Origin of the sequence: Ensifer sp. NPDC090286 (assembly GCF_044769565.1) — a bacterium.
Lineage (GTDB): Bacteria > Pseudomonadota > Alphaproteobacteria > Rhizobiales > Rhizobiaceae > Ensifer.
Genome location: NZ_JBIVYF010000005.1, coordinates 390655 through 409293, shown reverse-complemented (window position 1 = coordinate 409293; position 18639 = coordinate 390655). Strand labels below are relative to the sequence as shown.

The following is an 18639-nucleotide window of genomic DNA, read 5'->3' as shown; positions in this document are numbered from 1 at the left end:
AGAGGAAACATGGCGAAGATCGTTTCGCTCGCCGAGGCCGTCGGCGACAATGTCAGGGATGGCAACACCGTCGCCATGGAAGGCTTCACCCATCTGATCCCCTATGCCGCGGGCCATGAGGTGATCCGCCAGGGCCGCAAGGACCTTTATCTGGTGCGCATGACGCCCGACATTCTCTACGACCAGCTGATCGGCGTGGGTGCGGCGCGCGGCATGAAGTTTTCCTGGGGCGGCAATCCGGGCGTCGGCTCGCTGCATCGCTTCCGCGACGCGGTCGAAAACCAGTGGCCGCGACCGCTGGAGATCGAGGAACACTCCCACGCCGCCATGGCCAACGCCTATGAGGCGGGCGCTGCCAACCTGCCGTTTGCGACGTTGCGCGGCTATATCGGCGCCGACCTGCCGAAGGTGAACCCGAACATCAAGTCGGTCACCTGCCCGTTTACCGGCGAGGTGCTCGCCGCCGTGCCGGCCATCCGCCCTGATGTCACGATCATCCATGCGCAACGGGCCGACAGGAAGGGCAATGTGCTGATCGAAGGCATCGTCGGCGTGCAGAAAGAGGCGGTTCTTGCCGCCAAGCGCTCGATCGTCACGGTCGAGGAGATCGTCGACGAGCTTAACCCGCCGTCGCCCAATTCCCTCGTGCTGCCGAGCTGGGCTGTCACATCGGTTGCCCATGTTCCGGGTGGCGCCTTCCCATCCTACGCACACGGCTACTACCCGCGCTCCAACGCCTTCTACATCGGCTGGGACGAGATCGCCCGCGACCGCGACAGCTTCACCGCATGGATCAAGGAAAACGTGCTCGATGCCCGGCCGGAAGATTTCGCCAAGCATGCTGGCAACAAGCCGGCTAAAGCGGCTTGAGGGAGGATAGGATGAGCGATTTTACCCCCACCGAAATGATGACGATTGCCGCTTCCCGGGCGCTTTCCAACGATGACGTCTGCTTTGTCGGCATCGGCGCGCCGTCTGCGGCCTGCAACGTCGCGCGGCTGACGCACGCGCCTGACATCACGCTGATCTACGAAAGCGGCACGGTCGGCACCAAGCCGGACGTGCTGCCGCTGTCGATCGGCGACGGCGAGCTATGCGACACGGCGCTTTTCACCGTCTCGGTGCCAGAGATGTTCCGCTACTGGCTACAGGGCGGGCGCATCACGACAGGCTTCCTCGGCGGCGCGCAGATCGACAAGTTCGCCAACCTCAACACCACGGTCGTCGGTCCCTACGACCATCCGAAGGTCCGTCTGCCCGGCGGCGGCGGGGCCCCGGAGATCGCCTCCAATTGCGGCCGCATCTTCATCACTATGGCGCTTTCCAAGCGCGGCTTCGTCGAGAAGCTCCCCTTCATCACCTCCATGGGCCATGGCGAAGGCGGTGACCACCGCGAGCGGCTGGGCATGAAAACCAAGGGACCGACGCGCGTCATCACCGATCTTTGCATCCTGGAACCGGACCCGCGGACCAAGGAACTGACCGTCGTCTCGATCCATCCCGGCGTGACGCGCGAGCAGATCGTCGAGAATTGCGGCTGGGCCATCAAGTTCGCCGAAGAAGTGATCGAGACGCCGGCACCGACGGAACTGGAACTCAAGACCCTTCGCGACATCAACGCCCGCACCAAGAAGGCCCACCAGGGCGACAGGGAGGCTGCGTGATGGCCGAGGCTTTCATCTGCGACTATATCCGCACGCCGATCGGCCGTTTCGGTGGCTCGCTTTCCTCGGTCCGAGCCGATGATCTCGGCGCGGTCCCACTTCGCGCGCTGATGGAGCGTAATGCCGATGTCGATTGGGACGCCGTCGACGACGTGATCTTCGGCTGCGCCAACCAGGCGGGAGAGGACAATCGCAACGTTGCGCGTATGTCGCTGCTTCTGGCCGGCCTGCCTGTCGGCGTCACCGGCACGACGATCAACCGGCTCTGCGGCTCCGGCATGGACGCGGTGATCGCAGCAGCGCGTGCCATCAAGTCGGGCGAAGCCGAGCTGATGATCGCCGGCGGCGTCGAAAGCATGTCGCGCGCGCCCTTCGTGATGCCAAAGGCGGATACCGCCTTCTCACGCAATGCCGAGATCTACGACACGACCATCGGCTGGCGCTTCATCAATCCCCTGATGAAGAAGCAATACGGCGTCGATTCGATGCCGGAGACCGGCGAAAACGTCGCGGCGGACTTCCATGTCAGCCGCGAGGATCAGGATGCCTTCGCCGTCCGCAGTCAGGCAAAGGCTGCGGCAGCGCAAGCCAATGGCCGGCTGGCGAAGGAGATCGTCTCGGTAACGATTCCCCAGCGAAAAGGTGAGCCTGTTATCGTCGATCGCGACGAGCACCCGCGTGCAACAACAATGGAAGCGCTCGCCAAGCTCGGAACGCCCTTCAAAAAGGAAGGCGGGACGGTGACAGCCGGCAATGCCTCCGGCGTAAATGACGGCGCGACGGCACTGATCATCGCCTCGGAGGCGGCAGCGAAGAAATACGGCTTGCGTCCAATCGCCCGCATCCTCGGCGGTGCAACCGCCGGCGTACCGCCGCGCATCATGGGCTTCGGCCCGGCTCCGGCATCGAAGAAGTTGATGGCCCGCCTCGGTCTCACGCAGGCCCAGTTCGACGTCATCGAACTCAACGAGGCGTTTGCCTCGCAAGGGCTCGCCACGCTTCGCGACCTCGGCATTGCCGACGACGACCCGCGCGTCAACCGCAACGGCGGCGCGATCGCGCTCGGCCACCCGCTCGGCATGTCCGGCGCCCGCATTACCGGCACGGCGGCGCTTGAGCTGCAGGAGACCGGCGGCCGCTATTCGCTCTCGACCATGTGCATCGGCGTCGGCCAAGGCATCGCGGTGGCGCTGGAGCGCGTCTGACGACGAAAACAATTGCCGTCTGAAACGCAAAGAGCCCGGCCTTCGAAAAAGTCGGGCTCTTTGATTCGAGCGGTTGAGAAGCCGGAGGTAACCAATGTCTCCGTCATTCCTGTGCTTGTCACAGGAATCCAGCAGGCCCAAGTCTTTGGGCCGAAAGAGTCTCCTGACCCGACGGACGTCGGGTCGCTGGATCCCCGCCACGAGGGCGAGGATGAGGCCGATTGTGTGGCTCTCCCGCCAAACCACCGTCAGCGTCCGAAGCGGCCACTCGGCCCTCTGCTATTCCGACCAGATCGCGACGTCGACGGGGCCGAGCTTGCGGCCGCCGACATGGAAGTTGGCGTTGGCGGATGCCGGCACGTCCACGGCGGTCTTGCCGTAGTTGAAGGCGAAGGTGAGCTTGCCGCGGCGGGTGATGCGCAGATCACCGAGATCCGCCAGCGATTCGACCGAAGCCCAGCCGAGCGCATCGCCGATCACCTTGTCGAGCAATTCGCCCCGCGCGCCCGTTGCCATGTAGCGCGCCTTGTCATTGCCGACGAGCGCCGGAGCACCGTTGCGGTAGTCGCCCTCGAAGGTCGCAAGCACGGTTTCGCTGGTGCGAACCGTTTCGCGCCAGACGCCAGCCGGATAGGTCTCGTTGCCATACAGCACGCTCTCGCCGTGGAATTCCGGCAGCGATTCGACGCGGGCGACGCTGACGTCGATCAGCTCGGCGAGCGGTCCCGGCGGCAGGCCGTCGGGAATATGCATGTTTTCGGTCTTGCTGCCGCTGCGCGGTCCGAAGAGCACCTTAGCGCCAGATGCGGCAAGCTTCTGAACGAAGGCCTGATCCGGAATGACGAGGTCCGGCGCCAGCACGAGCTGGTAGCCTTCGAGGTCCGAGTGCTGGCCGATGATATCGACATCGACGCCAAGGCGGGCAACGGTCGAATACCAGTCGAGCGCGATCTGCGAGGCGAGATAGGTGCGGCCCTGCGGCAGAGCACGCGTCGCCCAGCGCGAATTGTAGTCGAGTAGGAATGCGACCTTGGCCTTCTCGCGACGCTCACCCTTCGGCAGGCGCTTCATCTCTTCGGCCACCTGCGCGACTTCGAGATAGCCCTGGTCCGCCTCGCTGTTTGGAAGCAAGAGGCCCGCATGGAACTGCTCCTGCGCAAACGGCACCTGGCGCCAGCGGAAATAGGAGACCATGTCGACGCCGTGGGCATAGGCCAGCCAGGTCCAGAGCCGGACCATGCCGTCGGCCGGCGACTGGTTGTGCGAAGCCCAGTTCACCGGGCCCGGCTGCTGCTCCATCACCCAGACGCGGCCGTTGCCGACAGCGCGGTAGAGGTCGTGGTTGAAGGCCGGCTGGTCCGGATCGCCGACGCGCAGATACCGGCCCTTGTCTTCCGAGGAGAGACGACCGTTGAGCAGCCCGCCCATCGGATAGACGTCCCATGACGCGATATCGATGTCCTCGCCGACCTTGTAATGGTCGAAGTCGGTGTTCTGCGACATGAAGTTGTGCGTCACCGGGCGGCCCGGCGAATGCTTGCGGATGATGTCGACCTGCGCCTTGTTGAAGCTCTTCACCTGGTCGGACGAGAAGCGGATATAGTCGACGATATGGGTCGGGCTCGGCTCTTCCACGAGGTTGTTCGGAAGCTCGATCTCGTCGAAGCTCAGATAGTTCATCGCCCAGAAGGCCGTGCCCCAAGCGCGGTTCAGCTCCTCGACCGTGCCATAGCGGGCCTCGAGCCATTCGCGGAAAGCACGCAGCGCCTCGTCGGAATAGCTGTAGATCGTGTCGTGGTCGCCGTACTCGTTGTCCGTCTGCCAAGCATGGACGAAGGCGTTCTTGCCGTAGCGCTCGGCCATGGCTTCGGAAATTCGCGCCGCCTCGATGCGGTAGCGGCGGCTGGAGAAGCAGTAGTGGCGGCGGGCGCCGAACTTGCGCACCACACCCTTGACGTCGACGGGCAGGATATCCGGGTAGCGATCGATCAGCCACTTCGGCGGTGCGGCGGTCGGCGTCCCCAGGATCACCTTGAGGCCGGCCTTGCCGAGCACGTCGATCGCTTCGTCCAGCCACTCCCAGTGGAACTCGCCCGAGCGCGGCTCGATCTTCGCCCAGGCGAACTCACCGATGCGCACCCAGGCAAGGCCGAGTTCGACCATGCGGCGGGCATCCTCTTCCCATTTCTCGCGCGGCCACTGCTCCGGGTAGTAGCAGACACCAAGCTCCAGCATGTCGGTCTGCTGCTCTTTGGCGTTGAAGCGGTTCGATCTCGTCAGGGGCATGTGCACGGGTCCGGTCCTTCGTCATGTCTTACGGCCGGTTGGGTCCGGCCTCGGGTTTTGTCAGTACGGCCACGAATATAAACGTTTATATTCAAAGGCATGAATGAGCGCCCTGCACGGGCGCGAAGTTCGTCAACGGTTCGGGTTCAGGCGGTCGTCGCAGCGCTCGATCAGGTTCGGCATGAGCAGCGTCTGCAGCGCCTCCGGCGGCTCGCCTTCCATGCGCCTGAGGATATAGGCGCCGAGCAGGCTGCTCGGCTCGCTGATCGGCAGGTAATAGGTGGTGATCGGCGGCGCGAAATACTGGCTGACATTGAGATCGTCGGTGGCGTTGATCACGGCGTCACGCCCGTGCACCAGACCGCGCTCGTGGAAACCGGAGAAGGCACCGAGCGCCGAGGCTTCGTTGGCGCAGATATAGGCGGTCGGCGGGTTGCTGAGTTCCGACATGGTCAAAACGTTCTCGCGGCCGAAGGCAGGCGTCAGGCGGCCATGGGCGACGAGCGCCGGGTCGTAGGGAAGCCCCGCGACTTCAAGCGCATGTTTGTAGGCTTCGAGCCGGGTGATGCCGTAGCTCAGGTCCGACAGCGGGTTGAGCAGCGCGATGCGGCGATGGCCGCGCTCGGTAAGCCGCGCCATCGACACCCGGATCATCTGCTCGTTGTCGGCATCGACATAGGCATGCGGCGCATTGTGAATGCTGGTGCCGTAAGTGACGAAGGGAAAATCCGCCGCCTGCATCGTGCGGATGCGCGGATCGTCGGCGCGCGTGCCGGAGATGATGATGCCGTCCGCCTTCTTCAGCGAAACGATCTGCTTGATGACCGCCTGGCTCTCCTCGAAATTCCGGACGGCATAGAGCGAGACGCGATAGGGACTGTCTTCGAGCGCCCAGGAAATGCCGCTCAAGAGCTGGGCGTATTCGACGCCTTCCCATTCGTTCTGCTTCGGGCCAGGTGCAGTCATGATGGCTGCGACCTGGTAGGTCTTGCCGGTGCGCAACTGCACGCCATGCATGTTCAGTTCATAGCCGACGCGCTCCGCCGCCTCGATCACGATCGCGCGCGTCTCCGGGCGAACCTGAGGCGAATGCTTCAGGGCCTTGGAAACGGTGGCGATGGAAAGCCCCGTCTCCTGCGCAATGGTCTTGATCGTCGGTCTCTGCATGGCGGTTCTGCTCGTCACGGGCTGTTGGCGCTGAGCGATGCTGCCAGCACAAGATAGACTGCGGATGTCCAGGCGAATGCGCGATCGCGAAGGCCCCTCCCCGAGCGCGCGTCGAAGTTTTCGGCCATACCGCTTTTGCTGGCAAGAGAACAGAACTTTTCCGCGACCTCATCGGCCAGTTCAATCTCGCCTTGCCGGCGCAGACCGTCCCAGAGGAGCATCGTCGTCGGCGCCCAGATCGGCCCGCGCCAGTAGCCGTCGTCCTCGTAGAAGGAACTCTTCGGGCTCTCGGTCGCCGGACCCCATTCGGTGATGAACCCACCGGCGACAAGACGCGCCACGAGCTTTTCGCGCATCCCGGGCGTCAGCCGCGCGCCGAGCAGCAATGGCATGAACTGGATGAGGTTGTCGCCGGGCAGGATCCGCTCCGGGTGCGCGGCCAGTCGCGCTCCGAAGGTCTCGCCGGTCCAGAGCCGCTCGAACAGCAGCGCCTGCAGGTCGTCGGCCTTCTTGCGCCACATCGCCCGGCGTTCTCCGTCTTCTTCGAGAAGATCGGCCAGCGCCTCGCAGGCTAGGATCAGGAACACAGGCAGATCAGGCGAGATCACCGGCCCGCCTTCGGCAAAGAATGTGGCGTTGTCCCAGCCGCTGTCGTTGCCATGGAAATAGCACGGCAGGCTCGCCGCATCCTTGCGGCCATGGCTCAGCCAGTAATCGACCTGCTTGCCGATGGCATCGCACAGGTAAGACTTGCGCTCCGCGGTCAGGAAGCGCGGATCGGCGGCGGCGATCAGCGACACCGCCCAGCCGTGCACCGGCGGCTTGGTGAAGGCAAACAGCACGTCGCGGTCGTTGATATAGTCCGGCAGCAGACCGGAGGCGTCCTGGTGGTCGAAGATCGCGGCGAACTGGTCGAAGGCGAGTTCCGGATCGAAGGCCGCGACGCCGAGCGCGGAAAAGGCGTTGTCCCAGCTCCAGATGTTGATCATGTGGTTCTTGGACATGTAGATCGCCGGCCGCGTCAGGCAGCCGCCGGCGGGCACGCCGTTCGCCCAGAGCAGATAGCTCGCGAGGCGATGAGCCTCATCCTGGCCTGCAACACCCTTCGGCACGCGCGCATGCCATTCGGCAAACTCGCCGTTTACGCCGGACAGCGCCTCGGCGAAGCGACCGGGCCGAGCGTCAGCCGGTACGGTGCGGAAAAAATCGACATGGCCCTCGAAGGAACCTGCCCCCGAGAACGCAAAGGACACGTCTTCGGAATGATCGCGCTGCCAGGCGCCGGTGACCGTCAAGTCGCCGGCGAGCGCCCGCGGGATGAACTTGACGTTCTCGACCGCTGCGACAAGGCAATCCTCGCCCGTCGGCGTGCGGTAGACATAATCGTAGCGCGAGCCTTCGAGATGGAAACGGACACCGGCCCGGTTGCCGGATACGTGCAGTCGTTCCCCCTCGCCGATGACGAAGGCGACCGTGCCGTCACCGATGCGGGCATCGAGCCGTTCCGGGGAAAGCACGAACACGGGCGTCACGGTCTTGCCCGTCGCGTCGAGAAATTCGACGCGGCAGAGGCGTCCGAGCGACGGCCGCTCGTCGCCGCCGGCGACATGGCGCAGGTAAAGCGCGCGTTCGCCGTCACGGCCGGGCACCCGCATCGTCGAGAGCGTCAGGAAGCGGCCCCTGCGGCTGAAGGGCACGGTGTCGATATCGAACAGCATGCCGTTATCCCTTCACCGACGAGCCGACCGCGCCATCCATGATGTAGCGCTGGGCGACGAAGAACAGCGCGAGCGGCGGCAGGCAGAGAATGACGGTGATCGCGGCGATCGAGGTCACGTCCACCTCATGCAGTCCCTTGAACATCGAAAGCCCGAGCGTCAGCGTGTACTTCGACTGGTCGTTGAGGAAGATCAACGGGCCGAGATAGTCGTTCCAGGCGTTCATGAAGTGGAAGGTGCCGACCAGCACCAGCGCCGGCATCATCAGCGGCAGATGGATGCGCCAGTAGATGTCGAAGGCGTTGGCGCCGTCCATGCGCGCCGCCTCGTCGATTTCGACAGGCACGGTCATGATGTACTGGCGAAGCAGGAAGACGAAGAAGGCGTCGGCGAAATAGGCGGGCACGATCAGCGGCTTCAGCGTGTTGATCCAGCCGAGCAGGTTGAACTCCATGTAGAGCGGGATCATCTTCACGTCCCACGGGATCATCATGGTGGCGAGCAAGAGGATGAACAGCGGGTCGCGGCCCGGGAAGCGGAAGCGCGCAAAGCCATAGGCAACCAGCGACGAGGAAATCAGCTGGCCGATGGTCGACAGCACCACGACGATCACCGAGTTGGTGAGGTAGGTGCCGAAGGGCTGCTTGTTCCAGGCGGCGGCAAAATTCTCCCAGTGCCATTCCGACGGCCAGAAGACCGGCGGGAACTGGTAGAGCTCGGCCGAGCTTTTGATCGCCGTCATGAAGGTCCAGTAGAACGGCGCAATGAACAGCGCCGCGAGCAGGATGAGCGCGGAATAGAGCAGCGTCTTACGCATTGTGCTCTCCATCGTTCTGGCGGACTTCGCCTTCGTAATAGACCCAGGCAGCCGACCAGCGCATGACGCCGAGGCTGAGCAGAAGCACGATGATGAACATCACCCAGGAGCCGGCGGCGGCATAACCCATGTCGAAATACTTGAAGGCGTTGTCGTAGATGTACATGGCGAAGAAATAGGTGGAGCCGAGCGGTCCGCCCTTGGTCAGGAGCAACGCGATCGTCAGCTGCTGGAAGGCGGAGATGATCGAGGTGATGAAGGTGAAGAGCAGCATCGGCCCGAGCATCGGCAGCGTGATGAAAACCATCTGCGCCCAGCCGGGAACGCCCGACACGGTGGCCGCTTCATAGAGTTCCTTCGGGATCGCCTTGAGCCCGGTCAAGAGGATCAGCATGGTGCCGCCAAGCCCCCAGAGGCTGGCGATAATGATCGCGACGATCGCCAGGTTCGGATCGCCGAGCCAGTTCGGCCCGTCGATGCCGACGAAGGACAGCATGAAGTTCAAAAGGCCGTATTCGCGGCTGTAGATCCAGCTCCAGATCGTCACCAGCGCGACGCCGGAAATGACGCTCGGCAGGTAAAAGGCGGTGCGGAAGAAGCCGCTGGCAAAGGTGATGTGATGCAGCATCAACGCCAAGAGGAACGACATGACGATGTTGAACGGCACATAGATCGCCGCAAACTTCACCGTGATCCAGAGGCTTTCCCAGAACTGCGGGTCCTCAAACAGCATGGAACGATAGTTCTCGAGCCCGACGAACGTGCGTTCCCCGACGACCGGCCAGTCATAGAAGCTCATGGTCAGCGAAAAGACGAGCGGGCCGAGTGTGAAGAACAGGAACCCGAGGATCCACGGGGAGATGAACAGATAGGCCACGATGTGGCGGGCGAACGCCGAGCGCTTGCGCTTGCCCGCGGCCGGCACTGCGGCTGTTGCATAGGTCATGTCCATCTCCCCGGGCTCCCTTTTCTTACTTGATCAGCCGCTTCGAGCGGGCGACCGCCTCGTCGAGATGCTGCTTGGCATTGCCCTGGTCGATCATCGTCGCCTCGATGGCCCGGGCGAGATTGTCCTGGACCTTGCCCCAGTTGGCGTTCTTCAGGAACGCGTGGGTCTCGGTGTTGGAGGTCGCAAGGATGTCGAAGAAGGGCTTGTAGATCGGGTCCTTGGTCATGCCCTTTTCTTCCGCGACGCTGGTGCGCACCGGCAGGTCGTTCTTGCGCATGGCAACGGCTTCCGGTGAGGAGAAGAACTTGACAAATTCCCAGGCGAGGTCCGGATGGGCCGCATCCTTGGCGATCGAGATCGCCGAAACGCCGAGCGCGGAATGGGCGGTCTTGTCGCCGAACTTCGGCAGCGGCGCCACACCGTATTTGATGCCGGAGGCGTCGATGCCGGACTTCGACCACATCGCGCTCTGGAACATGGCGATCTTCCCGCCCTTGAAGAGCGTGCTGCCCGACGTGTCGTCGCCGAGGTTGAGCGTGATCGCTTCCTGCTTCTTGGCCATGTCGCCGAACATGTCGAGCACCTGCGCTGCCGCATCGCTGTTCATGTAGCCGTCGATCTTCTTGCCGTCGTCGGAGATGTACTTGGTGCCGTTCGACCAGAGGAACTGCTCGAAGTCGTAAGGGTCGGGTTTGGCGTCGACGGCGAAACCGTAGACCTTGTTCGGCTCGTCGCGGAACTTGGCGGCCTTGGCGCGCAGGTCGTCCCAGGTCCAGCCGTCCTTCGGCTCCTCGACGCCGGCCTTGGCGAACATGTCCTTGTTGTAGAAGACAACCTGCGTGGTGAAGCCCGACGGCATGCCGTAGGTCTTGCCTTCGACGCGAACCGTGTTCATCAGGCCTTGCGGGAAGTCGTCCGGCTTGATCTCGGCCGCGTCCTTGGCGATCAGATCGTCGAGCGGCTTCAGCGACGTATAGTACTGCGGGAAATTCCACATATACATGACGTCGGGCGGATTGCCGGCGCCGAAGGCTGCGATCAGCTTCTGGTCGTAACCGTCGGCATAGGGTTCGACCTGGACCTTCACGCCCGGGTGCTTCTCCTCGAACTTCTTGGCGATTTCCTGCTGGATCGCCAGGCTTTCGTCCGTGTCCCAGGTCGCAAAGCGCAAGGTCTCTTCCGCGCGGGCCGTCGCGGTTCCGGCCATTGCCAGAACCATCAGCGCGCCGATGATCGACTTCCTGTTGAGCATGCTTTCTCCTCCTCCTTCGGGTTACGCGACCCGCTTTGCCTTTTCCTGATTGATGAGCGCCTGCGTCTCGGCATCGAGACGGCGCGCGACCGCCTGGCCATCGCCGTCGAACAGATGGCAATGTTCGGCGGCCAGGCGCAGATGCACGCGTTCGCGCGCGGAAACCGGATGCGTGCCGCGCACGACCGCGGTCATGTCGCCGCCATTCGCAAGGCTGATATGGACATGGCTCTCGGTGCCGAGCCGCTCGACCAGCCTGACATCGCCGACGAGATGCCCCTCCTCGGCCGAGACCAGCTCGATCTTGTCCGGGCGAATGCCGAGGGTGACGGATTTCGGCTTGGCGATCGGTGCCGCAGAGAGCATTTCGAGGGTGAGCGGATGGGCGAGACCGCCGCCATTGAGCGTCACGGATCCATCGACCTGGCCGGTCGCTTCGGTCGAAACGAAGTTCATGCGCGGGGAGCCGATGAAGCCGGCAACGAACAGGTTCGCCGGCTGGTAGAACAGTTCGAGGGGGGTGCCGAACTGGCTGACCTTGCCCTTGTCGAGCACCACGACGCGGTCCGACAGCGTCATCGCCTCGACCTGATCGTGGGTCACGTAGATCATCGTCACGCCGAGGCGCTCGTGCAGCGCTGCAAGCTCGACGCGCATGGTGACGCGCAGGCCAGCATCGAGGTTCGACAGCGGCTCGTCGAGAAGGAACAGCTTCGGTTCGCGCACGATCGCGCGGCCGATCGCCACACGCTGGCGCTGGCCGCCGGAAAGCTGGCGCGGCTTGCGGGCGAGCAGTTCCTTGATGCGCAGAATGTCGGCGGCGTTCTCGACGCGGCGCTCGATCTCGTCACGCTTCATGCCATTCAGCGCTAGGCCGAAGGACAGGTTTTTGCGCACGTTCATGTGCGGGTAGAGCGCGTAGTTCTGGAAGACCATGGCGATATCGCGCTTGGCCGAGGCGACGTCGGTGATGTCGCGCTCACCCAGATGGATCGAGCCGCCATCGAGATCCTCGAGCCCGGCGATGGAGCGCAGCAGCGTGCTCTTGCCGCAGCCCGAGGGCCCAAGGAAGCAGACGAACTCGCCGTCGGCGATATCGAGGTTGATACCCTTCAAGACTTCGAGCGAACCAAAGCCTTTGCGCAAATTGTCGATGCGGATCGCTGCCAACGGGCCCTCCCTGCCGGCGGAGCGCTGCCGTGGCCAATGGCCCAGATACAGCACCAAGTTAAACGTTTATATGCACGATAAAAACGTTTAACTTTCTTGTAAAGCGGAAAATCGCATCGATCCGATTTTGCTGTTAAGAGGAGCGGGCAATGACAAAACGGCCGCCCGGAGGCGGCCGTTTTTGGTCTTTTGTCTCAGACGCTTAGACGCTGAAGCGTATCGTCCAGCGCATCGAGGAAGCGGTCGCAATCCTCGGCGCTGAAGGGCGCCGGCGGCTTCACTTTCAGCACATTGTGGTGTGGCCCCTCGCTGCTCAGAAGAATCCGATGCTTGCGCTTCATTTCGGCGATGACGAAATCGAGTTCGCGTGCGGCCGGCTCAAGCGTCTCGCGGTCTCGTACCAGCTCGATGCCGTTGAAGAGGCCATGGCCCCTGACATCGCCGATGATCGAATGCTTTTGAGCGAGCGTTCGCGCGCCGTCCATCAGCCGGTCGCCGACGACGCGGCAATGATGCATCAGCCGCTCGTCACGGATGACATCGAGCACCGCAAGGCCGATCTCGGCCGAAACCGGATTGCCGCCGAAGGTGTTGAAATACTCCATGCCGTTGGCAAAGGAAGCCGCGATCGCCTCGGTCGTCACGACGGCGGCCATCGGGTGGCCGTTGCCGATCGGCTTGCCCATGGTGACGATATCGGGCGTAACGCTCTGCAGCTCGTGCGCCCACATGTGGCTGCCGACGCGACCGAAGCCGACCTGCACCTCATCGGCCAGGCAGAGGCCGCCGGCCGCGCGCACATGCGCATAGGCGTCACGCAGATACCCGTCCGGCAACGACAGCTGACCGCCGGTGCCGAGAATGCCCTCGCTGAAGAACAGCGCCGGGCGGCGACCATCGGCGGCAAGGGCCGCAACCTGGTTGCGCACGTCCTCGGCATATTTGCGACCTGCATCCGCGTCGTCGTAGCGATAACGTCCGCGATAGAGGTCCGGCATTTCGGCGACCTTCACATGGGACGCCTGCCCCTCGCCGCCCTTGCCAGCGAACTTGTAGGGGCTGACGTCGATCAGGCTCGACAGGTGGCCGTGATAGGCGTGGTCGACGGTGATGATGTCGCGGTTGCCGGTATAGGCGCGCGCCAGGCGGATCGCGAGGTCGTTCGCCTCGCTGCCGGAATTGACGAAAAAGCAGACGTTGAGCGGGTCCGGAAACTGCGCCGCGAGCCTGCGGGAATATTCGACCAGCGTGTCGTGCAGATAGCGCGAATTGGTGTTGAGCTTACCCATCTGCGCCTGCGCCGCCTTGACGACGCGCGGGTGGCAATGGCCGACGTGGCAGACATTGTTGACCATGTCGAGCCAGCGCGTGCCTTCCTCGTCGATCAGATGCGCGCCCTCGCCGCCAACGATCTTCAAGGGGGTGGCGCTATAGGCGATGCTCAACGACCGGCCGATGCGGCGATGGCGCTCTCGGACCAGGAATTGCTTGTCGCGCGGCACGATCACCGAGACCGGAACCGAAAGGCCAAGCACGACGCTCGGATCCGGGCTCACCTCGCGCCAGACCTGCCATTGGTCACCCACGCCGACGCCGTGCATCTGCCCACCAAGGCCGAGATGATCGGTAACGACCTGGAAATGCAGATGCGGCGCCCAGTTGCCGTTTTCGTCAGCGGAACCGAAGGTGGCAAAAACTTCGCCCATGGCGATCGCTTGCCCGTCGGTGAGCCTGGCAACGCTGCCGCGTGACAGGTGACCGTAAAGCGTCCAGAAGCGAACGCCGTTTTCGATCTCGTGTTCCAGCAGAACGGTCGGACCGAAACCAAAGGCGACCGCATCGTCGTGGATAAAGGCGACCTTGCCGGCAAAGGGCGCCGAGACCGGCTCGCCTGCCGGCGCGAAGATGTCGACGCCGAGATGCACCGAGCGCCGTGCGCCCTCGACCGATGTCTCGTAAGCGTCACCCTGATAGATCCCTCGATCCTCGCCATAAAGGCCGATGCCGAAGGCAGCCCGTTCGCTGCCGATCTGGGCCATGATACGTGCTTCGGCTTCCGCCGCGTCGAGGTTTGCCCACTGCGCGGATTCAGGCCCCGAAGCGGAGAAATCGAACACCGTCACCTTCGGCTTTTTGACCGAGGGCTGAACGATCGGCGCGAAGTCATGCGCGTTCTTTTCGAGCCAGCGAACGACGGCAGAGGCCTGCGGGATCGGTGCGAAACCGCAGGCGTCGCGGATGCGCGCGATGGCGATTGCGCGGTTCTCACCCTCCAGTCGATTGAGTTCGCGCCAGACGTCCTCCTGGCTGACGAGCAGATAGGTATTTTCGGGATTGTCGCGGATCTGCTTTGCCGCGATGCACATGCTGACGGCGTAGCGGGTCATGACCAGATCGAAGACCAGTTCGACTTCCACCTCGCTCAACGGATTGACCTGGTGGTAGGCACCGGCAAGGGCTGCGACCGTGCCGACGGGATCGGCAGTGCCGATCAGCGCATAGGCGGAAGCGACGGCGATCTCGATCACCCGCCAGGTCTCAACCATATCGCCGAAGTCGAGCAGGCCGCTGACGGTTCCGTCCTTGTCGAGCAGCACGTTATAGTCGTTGGCGTCGTTGTGAATGACCTGCATCGGGCACGACGCCAGACGCGGAAGCACCGCCGCAGCAAAGCGGTCGAGGATCGCATCGACCGCGTTGCGCTTGTCGTCGCCGTCGATCAGCTCCACATGCTTGCGGTGCATGTCGGCGCGGCCGATGTCCCAGGCATAGAGCCGCTTGGCGCCGGCATGGGAAAAATCTTCGAGACTGCGATCAAGACCAGCGAGCAGGCGCCCGAGGCTTTCGGCGCTTGCCGTATCGCGCCGCGACGCCTTCGCCCAAATATCACCCGGCAGCCAGGAGAGAAGCCGTGCGGTGCGCGGACCTCGAAGTTCGACCCGGCTGGTGACACCGCCTGAATGATCACGAAACGCCCGCGATATCGGCAGGCCCGATGCCTTGGCCGCGAGGTGTTCGAGCACAGCCACCTGCATGTCGAGTTCGTCCGCATCGCCGGCGGCGTGCAGCTTCAGCAGGTATTCCTGGCCATCGGCGGCGGAGACGCGATAGTTGAGATCGTGCTCGCCCGGTAGCGGCGACAGGCTCGCCTCGATGCCGTAGGTCTCGGTGAGCCAGGCCCGGATCGTCGCCATTTCCTGCTCGGTTCTCAAATCTCTGTCTGCCATATTCACTGTCCTGTCACCACGAAACCCGCCGCCCGTCATAGGCGCGGAAACTGCCGCTATCGGCCAAACCTGTGCGGTCGATGATTGCCTTCAACCCGGTCGCACTTTGAGCCACCGAAACGACGGCGTCGCTGCCCCCCATATCCGTCTGCACCCAGCCCGGATGCAGCGAAACGACGGAGATCCCGTCGCGCTTCAGATCCTGGGCCAGTTTGACCGTCGCCATGTTCAGCGCCGCCTTGGAGCAGCGGTAGGCATAGTCGCCGTCGTCATCGTCGAGCGTGCCTTCGGCGAGCGACCCGGCCCGGCTGCTGATATTGGCGACGACAGGCTGTTTGCCGGCGCACAGGTTCGGAAGCAGCGCCCGCGTCACCAAGAGCGGCGCCAGCGCATTGACCCGCATCACGTCGAGAAAATCGCCCGGCTCAAGCGTCGCAAGGCCCCCGATATCGCCGCGCACGGCCGCGTTGTTAATCAGCAGGTCGATCGCGACGCCCTGTAGCGACCGCCCAAGGGCGGCGATCGATGCCGGATCGGCAACATCCAGCGCCAAGCGATCCGCCGAGCCTTCACTCGAGATCGACCTCCGCTGGCAGGCGATCACCCGCCAGCCATCTTCGGCATAAAGCCGCGCGAGTTCCGCGCCGAGGCCGCGGGAGGTGCCCGTGATCAGCACCGTGCGGGGTCTAGCGGTGCTTGATGTCATATTTCCGCTCGACCATGTTCACGAGGCTTGCCGCAGCCAGCGTCAGGAAGATGTAGAAGATCGCCGCCGAGTTGTAGGGTGCAAACGGCAGGAAGCTTGCCGATTGGAACTCGCGCATGCGCTGGGTGATGTCGCGGATCGACAGGATCGACAAGAGCGACGTGTCCTTGAGGATCGCGATCAGTTCGTTGCCGAGTGGCGGGATGATGATGCGGAAGGCCTGCGGCAGCACGACGAGACGCGCCGTCTGCCAGCGGTTGAGACCGATGCTGCGCGCCGCCTCTATCTGGCCGACGGGGATGGCGTTGATGCCCGAGCGGAAGATTTCGGCAAGATAGGCCGAATAAGCAAGCGCCATGGCGACGATGCCGCGCATGAGGTTCGGCGGATCGAGAACCCCTTGCGTCGCGTCCTTGAGCGCCCCGCTCAAGGGCAGGCCGACATAGAGCACGATCACCAGCATCGGGATGCCGCGGATCGTGTCGACGATGAACTCCGAGCCGATCGCCAGCGGATGGCGCTGATGCAGATAGCCGCCGAAAGTGAGTAGGCCAAGGATGATCGCAAGCACGGCAACGGTGACACCGGCGGCACGATCGCGATCGTTCAGCGCCTCGGTCTTCCAGAGGACGGGCATGTCGGCGGGCGCGGAGGCAGCCGGCAGCAGGGCACCTGAAACGCCCTCACCCTTGGCAATCGAGGCGAGAGCCTCGGCCGGGCCGACGAAGGTGCGCACCGGCGTTTCCGTCTGCGGCGCGCCGTCATACTGGCCGAAGCGCACCGCGCTGATCAGGCCCGCCGGCGTGTTGGTGACGATGCCGACCTTGCCCTCAAGCGTACCGGCGAGCACGTAGGTGTCGCGCGGTTGCATCAGGAACCAGCCGGCCGCAACCGCCAGCACAAGGGTGGCAATGGCAAAATAGAGGCTGGTTCTGACGGTCGAATGCAGTTGCAACAACCCGACCCAGACAAGGCCCATGAGCGCCGCCAGGATATAGGCGGCGATCGCGGCGCGGATGGTGGTCGCGACCCCGGCCGCAAAGGCGATATGGGCGAAGAAGAAGACGAAGACCAAACCGGCGCCATTGGTGAGACCAAGGATCCAGCGGGTGACGCGACGCGCCTTTCCGTCGGAAGGGGCCTCCGGACGGCTGCTGACGAAATGAAGCCCGAGGCCGATCAGCGTAACGGCGAGATAGGCGGGGAACAGCCAGGCTTCGACGCCCTGCACCATCAGGTCCGCGGCTTCCGTCAACTGCCGCGGCGTCACGCCCTTGACGATCAGCGTCGACTTGAACGGATCGACGCCGTTAGCGACGACGGATGCGATGAAGGGGTGGATGTTGTGGCCGATGACGAGAACCGCGGCGGCAGCAAGATTGAGTAGCGCCGCAACGTTCGCAAGCCGCGGGCGCGGCGCCTTGACGCGCGAGAACACGAGCACGGCGATGCCCGAGGTAAACGCGATCGCCAGCGCCAGGAAGCCCGGCACGAAGGCCGACGAGCCGTTCTCGACGCCGAGGATCGCCCGCAGCGAGCGCTGATAGTCGCCGGAGGAAATGAACAGATAGATGATGAAGGGCAGCGCGGTCAGGATGATCAGATTGCTCGGACGCACGCTTCTCAGGAACGACATTCATTCCTCCGGGGGCACAGGACAGACAAACAGACGATCCGGAGCGCGGCACGCTCCAGATCCGATCGATTTCAAAGGCTTACTTGAGGCCCCAGTATTTGCTGATCAGCTGGTCGAGCGTGCCGTCGTCCTTGATCATCTTCAGGCCTTCGTTGAAGGCCGCGACGTTTTCGTCGCCCTTGCGGAAGACGAGGCCCAGCGGATCGGATTCGAGATCCTTGATGGCAACGACGAGCTCGCCGGCGAACTCGCGCTCGTAGGCAGCCGCATTGGCGCCGTTGATGACGACGCCGTCGACGTCCTTGTTCTTGAGCGCGATGATCGCGGCGCTGAACGTATCGTAAGCGGCGACGTTCTCCTTGCCGACGACGCTTTCGGCAACCTGGGCGTCGGTGGTGTTGGCCTGGGCCGAAAGCTTCCTGCCGGCGTCCTTGAAGGCGTCGAGCGTGATGCCCTGGTCGTCAGCCCGCATCAGCACCGCCTGACTGTTGACGATGTAAGGGTCGGAAAAGTCCATCGCCTTCTTGCGTTCCTCGGTGATCGAGACGCCCGATGCGACAAGGTCGAAGCTGCCCTGGTCGAGGGCCGCGAAGATGCCGTCCCAGCCGGTGGTGATGAATTCGGCCTGGCAGTTGATCTTGGCGCAGACGGCATTGACGACATCGACGTCGAAGCCGACGACCTGTCCGGTTGCCGGATCGATGCTTTCCATCGGCGGCGAGGTCGTGTCGGAGCCGACCTTCAAGAGCTTGCCGCCAAGATCGGCGGCGTGCGACACGCTCGAAGCAAGGGCCGCAATGGCCAGGGCAATCATCAGTTTCTTCATGGTTCTCCTCCTTGGA

14 protein-coding genes are annotated in these 18639 nt (G+C 63.6%); 3 read left to right on the top strand and 11 right to left on the bottom strand.

Going from position 1 to position 18639, the window contains the following annotated elements:
- The first annotated feature begins 9 nt into the window (after nt 1-9).
- The 3 genes from ACIQUG_RS26050 to pcaF are packed head-to-tail and all read left to right on the top strand — an operon-like array spanning nt 10 to nt 2869.
- Complete coding sequence (locus tag ACIQUG_RS26050) at nt 10-870, top strand: CoA transferase subunit A (RefSeq protein ID WP_402325037.1); 861 nt, start codon at nt 10-12, stop codon at nt 868-870.
- Between the two features lie 11 nt (nt 871-881).
- A complete protein-coding gene (locus ACIQUG_RS26045) occupies nt 882-1664 on the top strand; it encodes a CoA-transferase subunit beta (protein WP_205236215.1) in 783 nt (260 codons plus the stop codon).
- A complete protein-coding gene (gene pcaF / locus ACIQUG_RS26040) occupies nt 1664-2869 on the top strand; it encodes a 3-oxoadipyl-CoA thiolase (RefSeq protein WP_402325036.1) in 1206 nt (401 codons plus the stop codon). Before ACIQUG_RS26045 ends, pcaF begins: the two co-directional genes overlap by 1 nt.
- Before the next feature lie 279 nt (nt 2870-3148).
- Here the strand turns inward: pcaF and ACIQUG_RS26035 are convergent, their stop codons facing one another.
- From ACIQUG_RS26035 to ACIQUG_RS25985, 11 genes are all read right to left on the bottom strand, one after another.
- Complete coding sequence (locus ACIQUG_RS26035) at nt 3149-5161, bottom strand: beta-galactosidase (protein ID WP_402325035.1); 2013 nt, start codon at nt 5159-5161, stop codon at nt 3149-3151.
- 126 nt (nt 5162-5287) lie between these two features.
- Entirely contained in the window at nt 5288-6322 is a 1035-nt protein-coding gene (locus ACIQUG_RS26030) for a LacI family DNA-binding transcriptional regulator (protein WP_402325034.1), read from the bottom strand.
- 14 nt (nt 6323-6336) lie between these two features.
- Nucleotides 6337-8040 carry an amylo-alpha-1,6-glucosidase gene (locus tag ACIQUG_RS26025; protein ID WP_402325032.1) on the bottom strand — a complete coding sequence of 568 codons (1704 nt, stop codon included), beginning with the start codon at nt 8038-8040 and terminating at the stop codon, nt 6337-6339.
- A gap of 4 nt (nt 8041-8044) precedes the next feature.
- Complete coding sequence (locus ACIQUG_RS26020; RefSeq protein ID WP_402325031.1) at nt 8045-8857, bottom strand: carbohydrate ABC transporter permease; 813 nt, start codon at nt 8855-8857, stop codon at nt 8045-8047.
- A complete protein-coding gene (locus ACIQUG_RS26015) occupies nt 8850-9809 on the bottom strand; it encodes a carbohydrate ABC transporter permease (protein WP_402325029.1) in 960 nt (319 codons plus the stop codon). Before ACIQUG_RS26015 ends, ACIQUG_RS26020 begins: the two co-directional genes overlap by 8 nt.
- Before the next feature lie 19 nt (nt 9810-9828).
- The gene (locus tag ACIQUG_RS26010) at nt 9829-11058 is read right to left on the bottom strand and encodes an ABC transporter substrate-binding protein (RefSeq protein WP_402325027.1); all 1230 of its coding nucleotides are present in this window, start codon (nt 11056-11058) and stop codon (nt 9829-9831) included.
- Nucleotides 11059-11079: 21 nt separating this feature from the next.
- Nucleotides 11080-12228 carry an ABC transporter ATP-binding protein gene (locus tag ACIQUG_RS26005; protein ID WP_402325025.1) on the bottom strand — a complete coding sequence of 383 codons (1149 nt, stop codon included), beginning with the start codon at nt 12226-12228 and terminating at the stop codon, nt 11080-11082.
- A gap of 194 nt (nt 12229-12422) precedes the next feature.
- On the bottom strand, nt 12423-15455 hold the full coding sequence (locus ACIQUG_RS26000) for an aminotransferase class III-fold pyridoxal phosphate-dependent enzyme (RefSeq protein ID WP_402325024.1): 3033 nt from the start codon (nt 15453-15455) through the stop codon (nt 12423-12425).
- 13 nt (nt 15456-15468) lie between these two features.
- The gene (locus ACIQUG_RS25995; RefSeq protein ID WP_402325208.1) at nt 15469-16131 is read right to left on the bottom strand and encodes an SDR family oxidoreductase; all 663 of its coding nucleotides are present in this window, start codon (nt 16129-16131) and stop codon (nt 15469-15471) included.
- 10 nt (nt 16132-16141) lie between these two features.
- The gene (locus tag ACIQUG_RS25990; RefSeq protein WP_402325023.1) at nt 16142-17797 is read right to left on the bottom strand and encodes an amino acid ABC transporter permease; all 1656 of its coding nucleotides are present in this window, start codon (nt 17795-17797) and stop codon (nt 16142-16144) included.
- 79 nt (nt 17798-17876) lie between these two features.
- Nucleotides 17877-18623 carry a transporter substrate-binding domain-containing protein gene (locus tag ACIQUG_RS25985; RefSeq protein WP_192450385.1) on the bottom strand — a complete coding sequence of 249 codons (747 nt, stop codon included), beginning with the start codon at nt 18621-18623 and terminating at the stop codon, nt 17877-17879.
- Nucleotides 18624-18639: the final 16 nt, after the last annotated feature.